The following is a 17,000-nucleotide window of genomic DNA, read 5'->3' as shown; positions in this document are numbered from 1 at the left end:
AGAGCGGTGACGGCTCTAATCCTGGCCTCAGGTTGATCGGGAAGAGTAAGCGGCAAAGGTGTCGACTGGAGGGGGCGGGCCGGCGTGCGGATCATGATCGCGGACGATGACGCGGCCATCCGTGAGTCGCTGGAGCGGGTGCTCCAGGTCGAGGGATATGACACGAGCACTGTCGCCAACGGTCTCGCCGTGCTCGACCGACTCGGCGGGGCCGGCGGTGACGCGCCGGATCTGCTGATCCTCGACGTGATGATGCCCCGCCTCGGCGGGTTGGAGACCTGCCGGCGGTTGCGGACCGTGGGTCGGGATCTGCCGGTGCTGATGCTGACCGCCCGAGACCAGGTTTCCGACCGGGTCGCGGGGCTGGACGCGGGCGCCGACGACTATCTGCCCAAGCCGTTCGCCACCGAGGAGTTGCTGGCCCGGGTGCGGGCGCTGCTGCGCCGGAGCACGCCGACCGACGGGGAGTCGCAGATCCTGTCGTTCGCCGACGTCCGGCTCGATCCCGACAGGTTCGAGGCGTGGCGGGGCGGACGGCCGCTGCACCTGACCCGGACCGAGTTCTGCCTGTTGGAGGTCCTCGTGCGCAATGCGACGCGGGTCTTGACCCGCGACGCGTTGTTCGAGGCGATCTGGGGCTTCGACATGAGCACCACCGCCAACAACCTTCAGGTGTACGTGAGCTACCTGCGCCGCAAGTTGGAGGCGGAGGGTGAGCCGCGTTTGATCTACACACTGCGCGGCCTGGGATACACGTTGCGAGCGACTCCCCCATGAGCAGGCACGCCCCTCGGGAACGGCGCCGGCTGACCCGATGGTGGCGCCGGCGGTCCCTGCGGACCAGGCTGACGGTGATCGCGGCGACGGCCATCGCGGTCAGTGTGTTCATGTCCTTCCAGGTAGCCAGCGAGCTGCTGGACTGGCACCTGCGGGACACCGCCGAGAACCAGCTACGCGCCGACTCCCGCGTGCTGGCGACGGACGCGGAGCGCGACGGTCTGGCGCAGATCCCACTACCGCCGTATCCCGGATCCGGTCGGCTGGCGCGGGTCGTCCTGCCCGACGGCTCGACCCGGACGCCGGCAGGGCAACCCGCGCTGCCCCCCGTCAGCAAGCGCGCCGGGCGCGTGGCGCAGGGCGGCTTGGCCGACCTGATGGAGTCGAACGACAGCGACGAGGACGGCTACATCATCTACACGCTCCGGGCAGGTGACGGCGCGGTCCAGGTCGCCCGCGCCGCCGACGACAGCCCGATCAACCAGTTCGGGTTTGGCATGTTGGTGATCGGGCTGCTCTGCGTGGTCGGCGGCGCCCTCGTCGGGCGGACTGTGGCGCGGGCCGGGCTGGCGCCGATCGACCGGCTGACCGCCGCCGCGGTACGTGTCGCGCACACCCGGGATCTCGACGCCGACATCCCGGATGAGGGCGGTGGGGAGATCCGGCGGCTGATCCAGTCGATCAACGACATGCTCGCCGCGCTCCGGGATTCCCGGCGGGCCCAGCGGCTGCTCGCCGAGGACGCCGCCCATGAGCTCAAGACCCCCCTCACCAGCCTGCGCCTCAACATCGAGCTGCTGGTCCGGCTCGACCGCCGCGGCACCCTCGACACTGCCCTCTCGGCGGAGAGCCGGACCCGGTTGCTCAACGACCTGGGCGCCCAGGTCGCCGAGTTGAGCACCCTTGCCGCCGAGCTGACCGACCTGGCACGCGGCGACGTCAGCGACGAGAGCACCGAGCTGCTCGACCTCGCCGACGTGGTGGTGGCCGCCGCGGCCCAGGCGCGTTCCCGCGTGCCCGACATCGAGGTCGCGCTCGACGTGACGTCCGTGTGGGTGAAAGGGCGTCCCGCTGCGCTCCAGCGGGCGGTGCTCAACCTCATCGACAACGCCGGCAAGTGGTCCCCCGCGGACCAGCCGATCCAGGTCCGGCTCCGTACCGAGGGCGCGTCGGCGATGATCGAGGTCGACGACGCCGGTCCGGGCATCGACGACGCCGACGCGCCGCGGGTGTTCGACCGGTTCTACCGTGCCGACAGTGCCCGGGCGCTGCCGGGATCCGGTCTTGGGCTGTCAATCGTGCAGCGGGTCGTCTACGCCCACGCCGGCCGGGTCACGGTCGGCCGCTCCGCGCGCGGTGGCGCGCTGCTTCGGGTCGACCTTCCGACCGCGGCCCCGACCGGTCGAATCACGCGGCCCACCGCCGGGTCATGAAAGATCCGGGACGGGCCTGGGTCCCCGTCCCGGATCTCGTCCGTGCCGCCGCGCTCACCGTTGCGGCGCGGGCTCCTCGTCGTCGACGAGCGGGTGTCGCCCCTGCGGCGGCGCGGCCGTCGGACGGGACAGCCGGCTCGGCCACCAGATCCGCCGTCCGACCAGCAGGGTGAGGGCGGGCACCAGGACCGACCGCACCAGCAGGGCGTCGAGCAGCACGCCGAAGGCGACCAGGAACCCGACCTCAATCAGCATCACCAGCGGAAGTGTGGCCAGCACAGCGAACGTGGCCGCCAGGACCAGTCCCGCCGAGGTGATGACGCCACCGGTGGCGGAGAGGGCTTTGAGCATGCCCTCTCTGGTGCCGAGACGCGCGGCCTCCTCGCGGGCCCGGCTGACCAGGAAGATGTTGTAGTCGACGCCGAGCGCCACCAGGAACAGGAATGCCAGCAGCGGCACCGAATAGTCGACACCCTTGAACCCGAGGATCGTGTCGAAGACGAACACGCTGCCGCCGAAGGCTGCGGCGAATGAGACGATCACGGTGGCCATCAGGACCAGCGGGGCCACGATCGCGCGCAGCAGCAGCCCGAGGATGATCAGGACGACGGCGAGCACCAGCGGGATCACCAGCTTCTCGTCACGTCTGGTGGTCACCTCGGTGTCGAGGTTCTCCGCACTCGGCCCGCCGACGATCGCCTCCGCCCCGTTCACCGCGTGCACGGCGGTGCGCACCCGCTTGATCGTCTCGTACTCTCCGGCGGTGTCCGGCGCGTCCGTCGGGAACACGGAGATGTCGGCCCAGCCGCCGCTGGTCTGACCCGGGATGGCCACGGCCACGCCGGGAGCGCCCTTGACGACGTCGAGCACCCGCTCCTGGTACGCCGGCCGTGTGTAGATCGTCATCGGCTGGCCGCCGAGCTCCGGGAAGTGCTGGCGGAGAACGGTGAAGCCGGTGACCGACTCCGGCGCGGACAGGAACTGGTCCTGCTCCCGGAGGGCGCCGGTGTTGCCGGACAGTCCGATGGCGAGCACGCCGAGGATGCCGAGCGAGCTGAGCGTCGCCACCCACCGGCGGCGGCTGATGGCGGCGCCAAGCCGTCCCCACAGCCTCGGATTCTCCTGAACGGTCGGGCTGAACCGCGGGATGGCCGGCCAGAAGATCCGCCTGCCGAGTACCACGAGCACCGCCGGGAACAGCGTCAGCATGGCCAACAGCGCGCACAGGATGCCGGCTGCCCCGATCGGGCCCAGCCCGCTGGTGCTGTTCAGGTCCGCGACGAGCAGGCAGAGCAGGCCGGCGACCACGGTGGCGGCGGACGCGATGATGGCCGGCGCCGCGCCGCGTAGCGCGTGGACCATCGCGACCCGGACGTTCTCGTGGTGGCGCAGGGTCTCCCGATATCGAGCGATGAGCAACAGCGCGTAGTCCGTGCCGACGCCGAATACCAGGATCGTCAGCAGCGCCGAGTTCTGGTCGTTGACCACGATGCCGAAGCCCTTGACGAGCAGGTAGACGGTCGCCATCGCGGTCAGTGCGGCCGCGCTCACGACCATCAGCGGGATGAACCACAACACCGGGCTGCGGTAGGTGAGGATGAGCAGAAGCGTGACGACGGCGACGGTGGTGAGGAAGACCTGCAGGTCGATGCCGTCGAAGACGGCGTCCATGTCGCCGTCGACCGCGGCCGGGCCGGTCACGTCGAGGTCCAGGCCGGCGGGGCGGTCCTTCGCGGCGTCACGCAACGGGCCGACGATGGCCTCGGGTGCGCCGTAGGTCGTGCTCACGTCGAGGGTGAACATCATCGCCCTGCCGTCGGTGGAGGGTCTCGTCGGTGCGCCCTCGTCGTCCTCGCCGGCCGGGGTCGCCACCTTCGGCGGGTACCGCCTGGCAAGGGCGTCGTGGTGGCGCTGGACCGTCGCGCGGTCGGCGTCGGTCAGGCCGCCGGCGCGGTGGTACACGAAGACGAACGTGTTGTCCTCACCGCCGGGGAGACTGTCCTCCAGCACCGCCACCTTGGTGGACTCGGCGCTGGCCGGCAGGGTGTCCACGGCTCTGTCGGTGGTGACCGAGCTCAGCTTTCCGCTCAACGGCACCATGACCGCCGCCAGCGCCAGCCACAAGCCGATCACCAGCCACGGCACCCACCGGCCTGCCAACCGACCGGGCGGCGCTTCCCTGGGCGGCGCTGCGTTGACTGACATCAATAGCCTCCTGACGGATCGCATCGCTTGTCTGAGGCCGACTTCGTACCGAGCGAATCTGAGACGACCGTTAATCCGGTGCTCAGGCCGGGTGGGCAGTCCACGGTGGGGGTTCGCGGCGGGCGATAGCGAGCGATCCTGGGACGACTGTTGGAACGGCGTTCAGGCCGCTTGGCCGAGGGCTCGGGGTTCGCCGGCGGGCCGCTGTCGTGCGCCCGGAGTCCTCTGCGACCCCTCGCCCGACACGCTCGAAACAGGCAGCAAAAAGCCCCGGCCGAAATCTCGACCGGGGCCTGAAATGCCAGCTCGCGAGATGATCGCGAACGTGAAACTGTGTGGGCGATACTGGGTTTGAACCAGTGACCTCTTCCGTGTCAAGGAAGCGCGCTCCCACTGCGCCAATCGCCCGTGCTTTTTTACCGAGGTGGGGACGGGATTTGAACCCGCGTACACGGCTTTGCAGGCCGTTGCCTCGCCTCTCGGCCACCCCACCGAGGTTGCCCCCGTCATGCGTGGCGGCAGCTCCGAGCGGACGACGGGATTCGAACCCGCGACCCTCACCTTGGCAAGGTGATGCGCTACCAGCTGCGCTACGTCCGCACGCCCCCGGCTTTCCCGGGTGACGGATGAGAACTTTAGCCGAGCCGGCGAAGGACTGCCAAATCGGGGTCCGTGTCGGCGCGTCCCCTGGTGCCCGGTCCGACGCCGAACGAGGAGAGGAGAGCCACCGCTGGCAGGCTTCCTAGTCAACTGACCTGATGTCTCAATTGACCCTCGGCCGTCACACTCCGGCATCATCCGACGGCTGGCGCCGGTGCCGTGAACGACCCTCGGAGCACAGCGACCGACCTCGCCGAACACCATCGGGAGAACGAGTCACGACACCCTCGGAAAGTGTCCAACTTCCGACTCTTACCCCACGAATCGGACGGTAGCGGTAACTGTTCGTGTTCGGGTCGATGGGCTACGGTAACGGTCGTGACGAGACGTGCGGCCGAGATCCGCCTGGATGCCCTGCTGCGCACGGCCTGCGACGTGATCGTGGAGCGCGGTCTGGCCAACACACGAACGGCCGACGTGGCGCAGGCCGCCGGGGTGAGCCAGGCACTTGTTTTCTACCACTTCGCCACCAAGGAACGGTTGCTCGCGCAGGCCTTCGCGTACGCCGTCGAGCAGGATCTGGCCCGTCTGGACGCGGTCACCCGCTCCTCGGCTCCGCCGTTGACGAAGCTCCGCCGGATCCTCAAGCTCTACACCCCGGCCGGCCGGGCGACCTCCTGGTCGATGTGGATCGACGGCTGGTCCGAGTCCCTGCGCACCCCCGAGCTGGAGAAGGTCTCCCGCCGGCTCGACCTGCGGTGGCGACAGGATCTCGCGGCCGTGATCTCCACCGGGGTCGCCGACGGCACCTTCCAGTGCGCCGACCCGGACGGGGCCGCCTGGCGGATCAGCGCCGTGATGGACGGCCTCGCCGTGCAGCTCGCAGTGCACGAGCGGGTCATCTCCCGGCGGCAGTTCGGCGAGTGGGTACGCCTGGTCACCGCCCGCGAGCTGGGCCTGGACCCGGCCGACCTGGACTGAACGGCCGGCGGGTCACGCCAGGCCGGGCAAAACGGCTCGGGCCGGCGCGCCGAAGAGAACAATCGACGGCATGGATCTGCTGGAGGCGTACCGCCGGAGCCTGGCCGAGTTCGTCGACCGGGTGGACCAGATCGGGCCCGGGCAGTGGTCCGAGGAGACGCCCTGCCCCGACTGGGACGTCCGCACCCTGGTCAACCACGTGGTCGGCGAGGACCGATGGAGCGTTCCGCTGCTCGCCGGCCGCACCATCGACGAGGTCGGCGACCGCTTCGACGGGGACCAGCTCGGCGTCGATCCGCTCACGGCGGCCCGGGAGGCGGCCGCGCAGGCCGAGATCGCCGTCACCCACCCCGGCACGATCGACCGCACCGTGCACCTGTCGGCCGGCCCGACCCCGGCCGCCGAATACGTTCAACAGCTCCTCGCCGAACACCTGATACACGGCTGGGACCTGGCGGTGGCGATCGGCGCCGACCCACGGTTCGACCCGGACGCGGTGCACGTGTGTGCCCAGTGGTTCGCCGGCCGGGTCGACGACTACCGGCGCGACAAGCTGGTCCGGGACGCCACGCCGGTGACCGGCGACGCCGACGCGCAGGACCGCCTGCTGGCCGCCTTCGGCCGCGACCCGGACTGGGCGCCCGGCCACTGAGCCGTCACCGCCGGGGTCGCCTGTTGGCCCGCCCCGGGTCGCCGCCGTAGTGGGCGAGCACCCGGTGGTCCATCACGCGGCGCCACAGCGGTGGCACCAGCGCCACGACGATCATCGTGGCGTACCCGGCGGGCAACTGCGGCGAGCTGTCGAAGCTGCGCAGCGTCTGGTAGCGGCGTAGCGGGTCCGCGTGATGGTCGCTGTGCCGCTGAAGTTGGAAGAGGAAGACGTTGGTGACCGTGCGGTCGCTGTTCCAACTGTGCCGGGCGTCGACCTTCTCGTAACGCCCGGTCGCGGTGCGCTGCCGGGCCAGCCCGTAGTGCTCCAGGTAGTTGACGACCTCCAGCAGGGAGAAGCCGACCACCGCCTGCAGCGCCAGGAACGGCAGCACCGCCGGGCCGAAGAGCGCGGCCAGCGCCGCGTACAGCGCCACGGTCATCGCCCAGGCGTTGAGCACGTCGTTGCGGTACGTCCAGGGAGTCCGGCTCCGGAGGCGGAACCGGCTGGTCTCCAACCGCCAGGCCGACCGGAGGCTACCGAGGACGGTACGCGGCCAGAACGCCCAGAAGCTCTCCCCCAGCCGCGAGCTGGCGGGGTCCTCCGGCGTGGCGACGCGTACGTGGTGGCCGCGGTTGTGCTCGACGTGGAAATGCCCGTAGGCGGCCGGCGCGAGGGCCACCTTGGACAACCACCGTTCCACCCGCTCACGCTTGTGACCCAGCTCGTGGGCGGTGTTGATGGCGATGCCGTTGACCACTCCGACGGTGACCACCAGGCCGGCGGCGCCGACGACCGGGAGATCGTCGCGGGTCCAGACCGCGCAGCAGATCACCAGGGCCGCGTACTGCGCCGGCAGGTAGAGGTAGGTCAGCCAGCGGTAGTAGCCGTCGGCGGCCAGCCGGGGCACCGCCTCCTCGGGAGGGTTGCGCCGGTCGTCGCCGAGCAGCAGGTCGATGACCGGGATCAGGCCGAACACGACGACCGGGGTGAGCCACCACGCCCAGCCGACGCCGGTGCTCCGCCACAGCGCGAAGCCGGCGAAGGGTAGCGCCGGCACCAGCAGCGCGAGTGGCCAGAGGGGTTTGCGGTGGTCCCGCCAGGCGACGGGCTCGACGGTCGGATCGGTGTCGACGGCCATCAATCGACTGTGACACCCGCCACCGGGTTTTACAAGAGAGACCGATTTGTAAAGTCGACGGACCTCGATCATTTGACGCGCCGGCCGCCCCAGACCCTTGCCGCTTCCTCGAACGACTGATATCCACAGATGCGCATGCGTCACCGCGCATCTGCCGGTCGGCAGCCGCCGGCCATCCCGCTCCCACGAGGAGGTTCCGTGCCACAACCGGAGTGGTCACCCCTGATGAGCCGGCGTCGACGCCGGCTCATCGCCGTCCTGGCGACAACGGCGACGCTCGCCGCGCTGCTACCCACCGGCGCCGGCAACGCCGCACCAGCCGCCGGCGCCCGGTCCGCCGAGCGCTCGTCCGGGCCGTTCGCCGAGGGGCACCAGCCCGCCGACCTCGACAACCGCACCGGTACGGCCGCACCCGACGCCCGCCAGCGCGGGCTGGCCCGCGCCGCCGACCCCGACGCGCGGTGGAACCGGCTCGGCACGCCCCAGGCGCTCGGCCCCGGGCGTACCCCGCTCGCCACCGGACTGCCCGCCGACCCGGAGGCCGCCGCGCGCGCCTACCTGACCGCGAACCGCGACCTGTACGGCATGGACGCCACGACGGTCGCCGAACTGGACCGGGTGCTGGTCCGGCCGATCGGCAGCGGCGCGGTGGTGACCCTGCGGCAACGCTTCGGTGACCTGCCGGCCGGTCACGACGGCCTGGTCACGCTCGCGGTCAGCGGCGGCTCGGTGCTCGCGGTCAACTCCTCCCTGGCCCGGGACACCCGCGCGCCCGCGCCCGCGACCCGCACCGCCGAGCAGGCGTACGCCGACGCGCTCGCCGACGCCGGGCTGAGTCCGACGGCCGTGGCCAGCCACACCGTGCGGGCCGTGGCCGTGCCCACCCCGCTCGACGGGCCCCGGGCCGCCTACGAGGTGACCATGATCGGTGCGGACGCCGAGCACCCGGCGGCGTTCACCAGCTACGTGGACGGCAGCACCGGCAAGGTGCTGGTCCGCGAGGACCTCGTCGACTTCGATTCGGACAACCCGAGCTGGGCGGTCTTCCCGGCCACCCCGCCCCGCGACCTCGCCGCCGGCCAGGACCCCCGGGTGCGTTGGTGCGGCGACCCGGCCCCCGACTGCCAGGCGGCGTTCCGTGACCCGGCCACCGGGCAGCCGTGGGACGTCGACGCGGCCACCGGCACACCCACCTTCACCTCGCGCGGCAACTCGGCCAACACGGTGCTCTCCTGGGGCAACAACACCCCGGTCGTGCCGGCCCCGCCCAGCGCGGAGCGCCGCTACGAGTACCCGTTCACCGACCAGTGGCACCAGGCGAGGTGCAACCCGGAGGTGTTCACGTCGGCGCAGCGCAACGACGCGGACGCGGCGATCGCCAACCTCTTCGTCATGCACAACCGGATGCACGACTGGGCGTACCAGCTCGGCTTCACCGAGTCGGCGTGGAACCTCCAGGCGGTCAACCTCACCCCGTCCGGACTGGGCGGTGACGCCGAGCAGGGCCGCGCCCAGCAGGGCGCGCTGACCGGCAACCGCAACAACGCCAACCAGGGCACCCCGCGCGACGGCCTGCCGCCGACCACCAACATGTACCTGTGGCAGCCGCAGGCCGGTGGCCCGTACCCGCCGTGCGTGGACGGCGACTACGACATGACGGTGATCGGCCACGAGTACACCCACGCCATCACCAACCGGATGATCGCCGGCCCGGACAACGGGATCAGCGGCCACCAGGGCGGGGCGATGGGCGAGTCGTGGGGCGACCTGATGGCCGCCGAGTACCTCTTCCAGAACGGGCTGCGCGCTCCCGGCGAGACCCCGTCCGTCACCGGCGGCTACGTCACCGGCAACCTGGTCAGCGGCATCCGCAACTACGACCTGAGCCGCAGCCCGCTGAACTACTCCGACATCGGCTACAACACCGCCGGCCCGGCCGTGCACGCCGACGGGGAGATCTGGGGCGCGACCAACTACCGGGTACGCGCCGCGCTGGTCAAGCGGTACGGCCTGGGCACCCCGCAGCGGCAGCGGGAGTGCGCGCAGGGCACGGTTCCCGCCGACAGGTGCCCGGGCAACCGGCGCTGGTCGCAACTGGTCTTCGACTCGTTCCTGCTTCAGGCGGCCAGCCAGGTCAGCATGCTGGACATGCGGGACAACATGCTCACCGCCGACCTGCTGCGCTTCGGCGGCGCGAACCAGGACCTGATCTGGGCCGAGTTCGCCCGCTCCGGGATGGGCCGGGACGCCGCCACCAACGGCGCCGCGGACACCGACCCGACGCCGAGCTTCGCCTCGCCACGGGGTGGCAACGCGACCCTCACGCTGCGCCCTCGCGGCGACAGCGCCGACGCGCCGATCCGAGTGTACGTCGGGGCGTACGAGGCGCGGGCCGTACCGATCGCGGACACCGACCCGGCGACGCCGATCCCGGACACGGTGGAGATGGTCGCCGGCACGTACGACCTGCTGGCGGTCGCGCCCGGCTTCGGGCACCAGCGGCTCAGCGTGGTCGCCGACGCCGGCAAGGCCGGTTACGTGGACCTGCGGATGAGCCGCAACCTCGCGTCCGCGGCCTCCGGCGCGACGGTCAGCGGCGACGGGGTCAACCTGGACCGGGTCGCCGACGACACCGAGGCGACGAACTGGGCCTCGCTGGACGGGGTGGCCGGCAGACAGCTCACCGTGGCTCTGGCCGGCACCACCCCGCAGGTGGTCAAGCGCGTGAACGTCAGCGCGATGCTGCGCCCGGCGATCACCGGTGACGCGGACACCGGCAGTCAGAACGCGCTCAGCGCGCTGCGCTCGTTCGCCGTGTCCGCCTGCGACGCGACCACCACCGACTGCGCCGACCCGGCGCGCTGGCGGCGCATCTACACCAGCGCGGCCGACGCGTTCCCCGGCGGGGCGTACCGGGCGTACAGCCGCGACATCAACCTGCGGACGTTCGCGGTGCCGACCACCGTCGCCACCCACCTGCGGCTGGAGGTGCTGGCGAGCCAGTGCACCGGCGGGCCGCAGTACGCCGGCGAGCAGGACGACGACCCGGCCACGACGACCGACTGCGCCACGGCCAGCCCGTCCCGGGCCCAGGTCCGGATCGCCGAGTTCCAGGCGTTCACGAAGTGACACCGTCGGGGCCGGCGGGCGACCGCCGGCCCCGACAACCCCCGATCAGCGGCGTGCCGGGTGCCAGCGCCCGGTCGGCGCGGGCCGCTCCCAGAGCCGGTCCACCGGCGGGTCCTCGGCCTCGTCCTTCGCGGCGCGGGTCAGGTGGCGCAGTCGCAGCAGCAGGCCCACCCCGAGCGAGAGCAGCAACCCGCCGAGCAGGAACGCCGCCTGCACCACACCGAACCCGCCGGTCTGCGCGACCGGACGGCCGGCCGGCGGTGGCGCCGCGTCGACCGGCTGCTCCGCGACCGGCTCCTCGGCCTGGATGCTCTCCTCCTGCGCCGGTTCACTCGGCGGATCGCTCGGCCGCGCGGGGGTCGGGCTGGGCGTCGGCGTACGGGCTCCGGTGCCGCCCGCTCCCACCACCGATCGGGTGGCGGTCTGGCGGGCCAACAGGCGCAGGTTGGCGTCGTACGCCTCGGCGGCGAGGGTGACCCGCCCCTGCGTGACGTCCTCGGCGAAGGCCACCCGGTAGCGGGCGGTCACCGTACGGCCCGGGCAGAGGGTGCCCGGGTCGAGTTGCCGGTCGGTCAACCGGGCCACGTCACCCTCGGTCCGGGTCTCCACCGGGAAGTCGCCGTTCTCCTCCACCCGGTCCACCTTCACCTGGTCGAGCCGGATGCCCTGCACCCGGAGCACCATCGACCAGCGCACCTTCGCGCACCCGCCACGCCGGTCCGTCTGCGAGACCACCGCGGAGATCGTGCGCACCTGGTCGCCGGCGGTGAACCGGGCGGGCAGGCCGCTCATCTCGGTGGCGAAGGCCGCCTGGGCCGGCGCCGCCAGGGTCAGCACCACACCGGCGCTGCCGGCAACCAACGCTCCGAGCCGCAGCGCGTACCGCCACACGATCACCACCACCTCGCTCCTTCTCGTCCCTGTAGGGAAACGCTAGGAGGAAGCGGGCGGATCACACAGACGGGTGTCTTCGCAGCGGACGCGAAGGACGAGGGGTCATTTCACCGACAGTGGTGAACCGCTCACCACTCCCCCGCGACACGCCGGGCGACGGGTCGCTGGAACAATCAGACGGGTGTCCGAGCTCTCCAGCACGTTCGTCCGGCTGCACGCCCGACTCACCCCGGTCGCCTTCGTTCCCGAGGTGCGCCTGCACCAGGCGGACGAGCCGATCGGGCTCTGGGAGCTGACCGAGGGCGAGTTCTCCAGCGACCGGCCGCCGCCGTTCTGGGCCTTCGCCTGGGCCGGCGGGCAGGCGCTGGCCCGTTACGTCACCGACCACCCGGAGCTGGTCGCCGGCCGCCGGGTGCTCGACCTCGCCTCCGGCTCCGGCCTGGTCGCCATCGCCGCCGCCCGGGCCGGCGCGGCGTCCGTGCGCGCCGTCGAGGTCGACGAACTGGCGGTCGCGGCCGTCGCGCTCAATGCCGAAGCCAACGGGGTACGCGTCGACGCCGAGTTCGCCGACATCCTCGACGGCGATGCGGGCGACGCCGAGGTGGTGCTCGCCGGGGACGTCTTCTACAGCGACGCGATGGCCCGACGGGTGCTGCGGTTCCTGCTGCGTGCCACCCGGGCCGGTGCGCCGGCGCTGGTCGGTGACCCCGGAAGGGCGTTCCTGCCCCGGGACCGCTTCGACGAGCTGGCCAGCTACGACGTGCCGGTGCCGGAGGCCCTGGAGAGCGTGCGGGTGAAGCGCACCACCGTCTGGCGGTTGCGCCCCGGCCTGCCCGGAGCCGGCGGCTAGCGTGTCGGCGTGCTCTTCTCCGGCTGGGCGTCCGCGGTCGAGGCACCCTGGCCGGACGTCGCCGAGGTGACCGACCACGTCGGTGTACGCCACCTCGTCGTCACCCGACACGCGCTGGTCCGCCAGGTCCTCGCGGATCCGAAGCGCTACCGCCCGGACAACGCCCTGGACGCGGTGACCCCGATGCCGGTGACCGCGCTGCGGGCGCTCGCCGGGCACCGGTTCCGGCTGCCGCCGACCCTGGCGAACAACTCCGGCGTCAGCCATCCGCAGATCCGGGGCATCGTGGCGGGCGCGCTGCACCCCACGAAGGTCGCCGCGCAGCGCCCCTGGCTCACGGCTCTGGTCCGGGAACGGGTCACCCGGCTACGGACCACGCTCGACACCGGCGCGCCGGTCGACCTGTACGCGGACCTCGCCGCCGACCTGCCCCTGCTGGTGCTGGCCCGGCTGGTCGACCTGCCGGACGCGCCGGTCGGCGCGGTCAAGGAGTTCGCCCGGGCCGCGCTGGAGCTGTTCTGGGCGCCGCTGGACGAGGACCGCCAGGTGGCGCTCGCCGCCGAGGTGGGCCGTTTCCACCGCGTACTCCGGGAGTTCGCGGCCACCGGCGGTGGCCTGGCCGCCGAGCTGCGCGCCGCCGGACACCCGCCCGACGTGGTCGTCGGCGCGCTCTTCTTCCTGCTGGTCGCCGGCCAGGAGACCACCTCGCAGTTCCTCACCCTGCTGCTGCACCGGCTCGCCGGCGAGCCGGCGGTACGCGCCGGGCTGCGCGCCGGCGACATCGCGGTGGCCGACGTCGTGGAGGAGGGCCTGCGCCTCGAACCGCCAATCGTCACCTGGCGGCGCGTCGCGGCGGCGGACGGCACCCTCGGCGACACGGCCGTGCCGGCGGGCACCAGCATCGTGCTGTGGCTGGCCCGCGCCGGACGCGACCCGGCGGTCGTCGGCGCGCCGGACGAGTTCGTTCCCGGGCAGCGCGGGTCGCGGCGGCACCTGGCGTTCGGGGCGGGGGCGCACCGGTGCGTCGGCGACGTCCTGGCCCGGATGGAAGCAGCAGTGGTGGTCGCGGAGGCGTCGTCGCTGCTGGACGGGGTGGACGTGGTACGACCGCCGTGGTGCCCGGACAACCTCACCTTCCGGATGCCGGACGCCTTCGTGGTGCGACGACCACCGCGCGTACCGGGCTGACCGGATCCTGACAATCGCCCGGTATGTTTCCGGGCGTGTCCGCCACCCCCACCCGTCGGATCATCGCCGCCACAACGCTTCTGGCACTGCTGGCGCTGAGTGCCTGCGCAGCCGGACCCGCGTTCCACGCCCGGCAGGTCGCGGCACAGCCGAGCCCGTCGGGCTCGCCCTCCCCGTCGGGCTCGCCCTCCCCGTCGGGCTCGCCGTCCCCGTCGGGCTCGCCGTCCCCGACCGCCCGGCCCACGCCCGGAAGCCTCGACTGGTATGTGTCGCAGGCGCCCACCTTCCCCGCAGCGCCGCCACCGCAACCGGTGCCGCTGCCGGTGACCGGTCCGATCCCGTTCTGGCACCGCGTGCCGACCGACCAGAAGGTCGCCTTCATCACCATCGACGACGGCGGGCTGGCCCGACCGCCCGCGGTGGCCGACTTCATCTGGCGCGCGCACATCCCGGTCACGATGTTCCTGAACTCGCCGGCCGCCGAGGAGCACGACGTCTACTTCCGCCAGATCCAGGTCGCCGGTGGGGTCGTCGAGAACCACACCATCCGGCACAACTCCCTCGCCGGCCGGTCGTACGACTACCAGAAGCAGGAGATCTGCGGCGCGGCGGACAAACTCCAGACGCTGTTCGGCGAGCGGGCGACCCTGTTCCGCCCACCGTTCGGCGAGTACGACAGCACCACCCTGAAGGCCGCCCAGGACTGCGGCGCGAAGGCGGTCCTGCACTGGTCCGAGACGGTCCACGAGGGCAAGGTGCGCTACCAGACCCCGGAGAAGGTGATCCAGCCCGGCGACGTGCTGCTGATGCACTTCCGGCCGGCGCTGATGGACGACCTCCTGGCGGCGTTGAAGGCGATCCACCGGGCCGGGCTCACCCCGGCGCTGCTGGAGGACTACATCCGCTGACCCGGGCGGCCTGACGAAAGTCAGTGCTGGTGGGTGCCGTTCCGCGAGCAGCGCCAGCGAGCCGAGCAGCAGCGCCACACCGAAACGCGGGTACGGCGGAGTCACCCGCGCGACCACGATACGGCGGCCAGGCTACCCACGGCCGACCTGCGCGGACACCGACGAAAGTCAGGTGTTCAGCTGCTCTCCTCGGCCCAGACCCGCCAGTCGTCGAGCACCCCGTGCAGCGCCGGGGTGAGCCATCCCGGCGCCGACCGTCGGAACACCCCCGGGTCGATCGCGCCCGCGCCGGCCGGCACCGCGCCGAGCAGGTTCGGCACCAGGTCGGTCAGGTTCGTCCAGTGCACCAGCTCCGGCGACGCCGGCCAGGCCCCGATCACCACTCCGGCCGGTACCGCCCGGCGGTCCAGCGCCTCCAGGGTCAGCGCCGTGTGGTTGAGCGTGCCCAACCCGGCCCGGGCGACCACCACCGCGGGCGCGCCGAGGGACACCGCCAGGTCGGCCATCGTCCACGGCTCACCGGACGGACGCAGCCCCATCGGCACCAGCAGACCACCGGCCCCCTCGACGAGGACCAGGTCGTGCTTGTCCGCCTCCTCGCGGACGGCGTCCACCGCCGTGTACAGCTCCAACGGCGGCAGGTCCGCCACCCGGGCCGCGGCCAGCGGGGCCAGCGGATCCGGAAAGCTCGCCAGGGTACGACCGGTCAGGGGGGCCGCCAGCCGGTTGACCGCGTCCACGTCACCCGGCTCACCACCGGCCGTGCCGGTCTGGCCCGGTTTGACCACCGCCACCCGCAGGCCGGCCGCCTGCGCGGCCGCCGCGATCGCGGCCGTGACCACCGTCTTGCCCACCTCGGTGTCGGTGCCGGTGACCAGCACCGGCCCCTCCCACGCCGTATCACTCATGGTGCACAGTCCACGATGACGTCCAGCGCCCGCTCGAAGTCCGCCCGCGGCACCCCCGCGCTGATCGTGAGGCGCAGCCGGGAGCGGGTGTCCGGGGTCGACGGGGGCCGGAAGCAGCCCACCGCGACGCCCCGGTCGCGGCAGTCGGCCGCCCAGGCCGTCGCGGCCTCCGGGCCGGGCGCCGCCACCGAGATCACCGCCGCGTCCGGCGCGGAGACGGCCAGCCCCGCCGCGCGCAGTCGACCGACCGCGAGCGCCACCCGGTCGGCGACCTCGGCACGCAGGTCGTCACCGGCCCGGGCCAGCTTCAACGCGGCGTGTACCCCGGCCGCCACCGCCGGCGGCAGCGCGGTGTCGAAGATGAACGTGCGGCCGGTCTCGACCAGGTGTCGGACGAACTCGGCCGGACCGGCGACCACCCCACCCGCCCCGCCGAGCGCCTTGGACAGGGTGGCGGTGACCACCACGTCCGGCTCGCCGGCCAGACCGGCGGCGGCTACCGCGCCCGCTCCGGACGGACCGGTGACGCCGAGCGCGTGCGCGTCGTCGACGAGCAGCAGCGCGCCGTAGCGGCGGGCCACCCGGTGCAGCTCGGCCAGCGGCGCGAGGTCACCGTCGACCGAGAAGACCGACTCGGTGACCACCACCGCCGGGCGTCCCGGTGCCACGGCCAGGGCCGCGGCCACCGCCGTCACGTCGGCGTGCGCGCTGACCACCGTCTCGGCGCCCGAGATCCGGCAGCCGTCGATCAGCGACGCGTGGTTGTGCGCGTCCGAGACGAGCAGGGTCCGGGGCTGCACGAGAGCCCGCAACGCGCCCAGGTTCGCCAGGTAGCCGGAGGAAAAGACGAGAGCCCGATCGGTGCCGAGCCACTGCGCCAGGTCGTCCTCCAGGGCGTGGTGCGCGTCGGTCGAGCCGCGCACCAGACGCGAACCGGTCGCGCCCAGCCCGTACGCCGACAGGGCCGCCGTCGCGGCGGCCGTGACCTCCGGGTGGGTGGCCAGGCCGAGGTAGTCGTTGCCGGCGAGGTCGGTCATCCGGTCGTCGGCGGGACGCGGGTGCAACCGCCGGGTCAACCCGGCCTTCGCCCTCAACTGCGCGCGACGATCGAGCGCCGCCAGCCAGTCCGCCACCGTCACCCCTTCGCCGCCGTCCGCGCCGGTCACGCCGACGTCCGCCGGGCGAAATTACCACCCGCGACCACCGGGGAGACGAATCCACTCGGTACGCGAGGCGCAGCCGCGACGAACGTGACCCCGGCGCGACCGACCACCACGTACCGTCAGAGCGCCGTGACCGACGGTCGCCGCGCCACCCGACCCTGCAAGACCTTCGAG

At 72.5% G+C, this 17,000-nt stretch carries 13 protein-coding genes and 3 tRNA genes; 8 read left to right on the top strand and 8 right to left on the bottom strand.

The features are described from left to right. The first annotated feature begins 93 nt into the window (after positions 1 to 93). Positions 94 to 777 carry a response regulator transcription factor gene (locus tag ACQPZK_RS08465; protein ID WP_433537743.1) on the top strand — a complete coding sequence of 228 codons (684 nt, stop codon included), beginning with the start codon at positions 94 to 96 and terminating at the stop codon, positions 775 to 777. Beyond that, entirely contained in the window at positions 774 to 2,210 is a 1,437-nt protein-coding gene (locus ACQPZK_RS08460) for a HAMP domain-containing sensor histidine kinase (RefSeq protein ID WP_433537742.1), read from the top strand. The genes ACQPZK_RS08465 and ACQPZK_RS08460 overlap by 4 nt, the downstream gene beginning before the upstream one ends. A 54-nt stretch (positions 2,211 to 2,264) precedes the next feature. Here the strand turns inward: ACQPZK_RS08460 and ACQPZK_RS08455 are convergent, their stop codons facing one another. The 4 genes from ACQPZK_RS08455 to ACQPZK_RS08440 all read right to left on the bottom strand — a co-directional run bounded on the left by ACQPZK_RS08455 (position 2,265) and on the right by ACQPZK_RS08440 (position 5,015). Further along, complete coding sequence (locus ACQPZK_RS08455; RefSeq protein ID WP_433537741.1) at positions 2,265 to 4,415, bottom strand: MMPL family transporter; 2,151 nt, start codon at positions 4,413 to 4,415, stop codon at positions 2,265 to 2,267. 336 nt (positions 4,416 to 4,751) lie between these two features. Beyond that, a tRNA-Val gene (locus tag ACQPZK_RS08450) sits at positions 4,752 to 4,823 on the bottom strand. A 14-nt stretch (positions 4,824 to 4,837) separates the two neighbouring features. Next, a tRNA-Cys gene (locus ACQPZK_RS08445) sits at positions 4,838 to 4,908 on the bottom strand. A gap of 34 nt (positions 4,909 to 4,942) precedes the next feature. Then, positions 4,943 to 5,015, bottom strand: a tRNA-Gly gene (locus ACQPZK_RS08440). Between the two features lie 378 nt (positions 5,016 to 5,393). Here ACQPZK_RS08440 and ACQPZK_RS08435 point away from each other — a divergent pair. Then, positions 5,394 to 5,996, top strand: coding sequence for a TetR/AcrR family transcriptional regulator (locus ACQPZK_RS08435; protein WP_433537740.1), 603 nt, complete (start codon positions 5,394 to 5,396; stop codon positions 5,994 to 5,996). A 70-nt stretch (positions 5,997 to 6,066) separates the two neighbouring features. Further along, entirely contained in the window at positions 6,067 to 6,648 is a 582-nt protein-coding gene (locus tag ACQPZK_RS08430) for a TIGR03086 family metal-binding protein (protein WP_433537739.1), read from the top strand. A gap of 4 nt (positions 6,649 to 6,652) precedes the next feature. On the opposite strand, the gene ACQPZK_RS08425 is transcribed toward ACQPZK_RS08430, so the two are convergent. Continuing rightward, positions 6,653 to 7,786, bottom strand: coding sequence for an alkane 1-monooxygenase (locus ACQPZK_RS08425; RefSeq protein ID WP_433537738.1), 1,134 nt, complete (start codon positions 7,784 to 7,786; stop codon positions 6,653 to 6,655). 198 nt (positions 7,787 to 7,984) lie between these two features. Here ACQPZK_RS08425 and ACQPZK_RS08420 point away from each other — a divergent pair, with 198 nt between their 5' ends. Beyond that, the gene (locus tag ACQPZK_RS08420; RefSeq protein WP_433537737.1) at positions 7,985 to 10,915 is read left to right on the top strand and encodes a M36 family metallopeptidase; all 2,931 of its coding nucleotides are present in this window, start codon (positions 7,985 to 7,987) and stop codon (positions 10,913 to 10,915) included. A 45-nt stretch (positions 10,916 to 10,960) separates the two neighbouring features. On the opposite strand, the gene ACQPZK_RS08415 is transcribed toward ACQPZK_RS08420, so the two are convergent. Beyond that, on the bottom strand, positions 10,961 to 11,818 hold the full coding sequence (locus ACQPZK_RS08415; protein ID WP_433537736.1) for a hypothetical protein: 858 nt from the start codon (positions 11,816 to 11,818) through the stop codon (positions 10,961 to 10,963). Between the two features lie 172 nt (positions 11,819 to 11,990). Between ACQPZK_RS08415 and ACQPZK_RS08410 the strand changes: the two genes are divergently transcribed. The 3 genes from ACQPZK_RS08410 to ACQPZK_RS08400 are packed head-to-tail and all read left to right on the top strand — an operon-like array spanning position 11,991 to position 14,755. Then, positions 11,991 to 12,659: a class I SAM-dependent methyltransferase gene (locus ACQPZK_RS08410; protein WP_433537735.1), complete on the top strand. Its 669-nt coding sequence runs from the start codon at positions 11,991 to 11,993 to the stop codon at positions 12,657 to 12,659. A 9-nt stretch (positions 12,660 to 12,668) separates the two neighbouring features. Continuing rightward, positions 12,669 to 13,847 (top strand): cytochrome P450, encoded by a 1,179-nt coding sequence (locus tag ACQPZK_RS08405; RefSeq protein WP_433537734.1) that lies wholly within the window; start codon positions 12,669 to 12,671, stop codon positions 13,845 to 13,847. Between the two features lie 35 nt (positions 13,848 to 13,882). Further along, entirely contained in the window at positions 13,883 to 14,755 is an 873-nt protein-coding gene (locus ACQPZK_RS08400; protein ID WP_433537733.1) for a polysaccharide deacetylase family protein, read from the top strand. A 176-nt stretch (positions 14,756 to 14,931) separates the two neighbouring features. Here ACQPZK_RS08400 and bioD read toward each other — a convergent pair whose 3' ends face one another. Further along, positions 14,932 to 15,663, bottom strand: coding sequence for a dethiobiotin synthase (bioD, locus tag ACQPZK_RS08395; RefSeq protein WP_433537732.1), 732 nt, complete (start codon positions 15,661 to 15,663; stop codon positions 14,932 to 14,934). Beyond that, positions 15,660 to 16,796, bottom strand: coding sequence for an 8-amino-7-oxononanoate synthase (locus ACQPZK_RS08390; RefSeq protein WP_433539148.1), 1,137 nt, complete (start codon positions 16,794 to 16,796; stop codon positions 15,660 to 15,662). The genes bioD and ACQPZK_RS08390 overlap by 4 nt, the downstream gene beginning before the upstream one ends. Between the last annotated feature and the right edge of the window lie 204 nt (positions 16,797 to 17,000).

The organism is Micromonospora sp. CA-249363 (assembly GCF_050950185.1).
GTDB lineage: Bacteria > Actinomycetota > Actinomycetes > Mycobacteriales > Micromonosporaceae > Micromonospora.
Note: the sequence above shows the minus strand (reverse complement) of the source record. Positions and strands in the feature narration are given on the sequence as shown.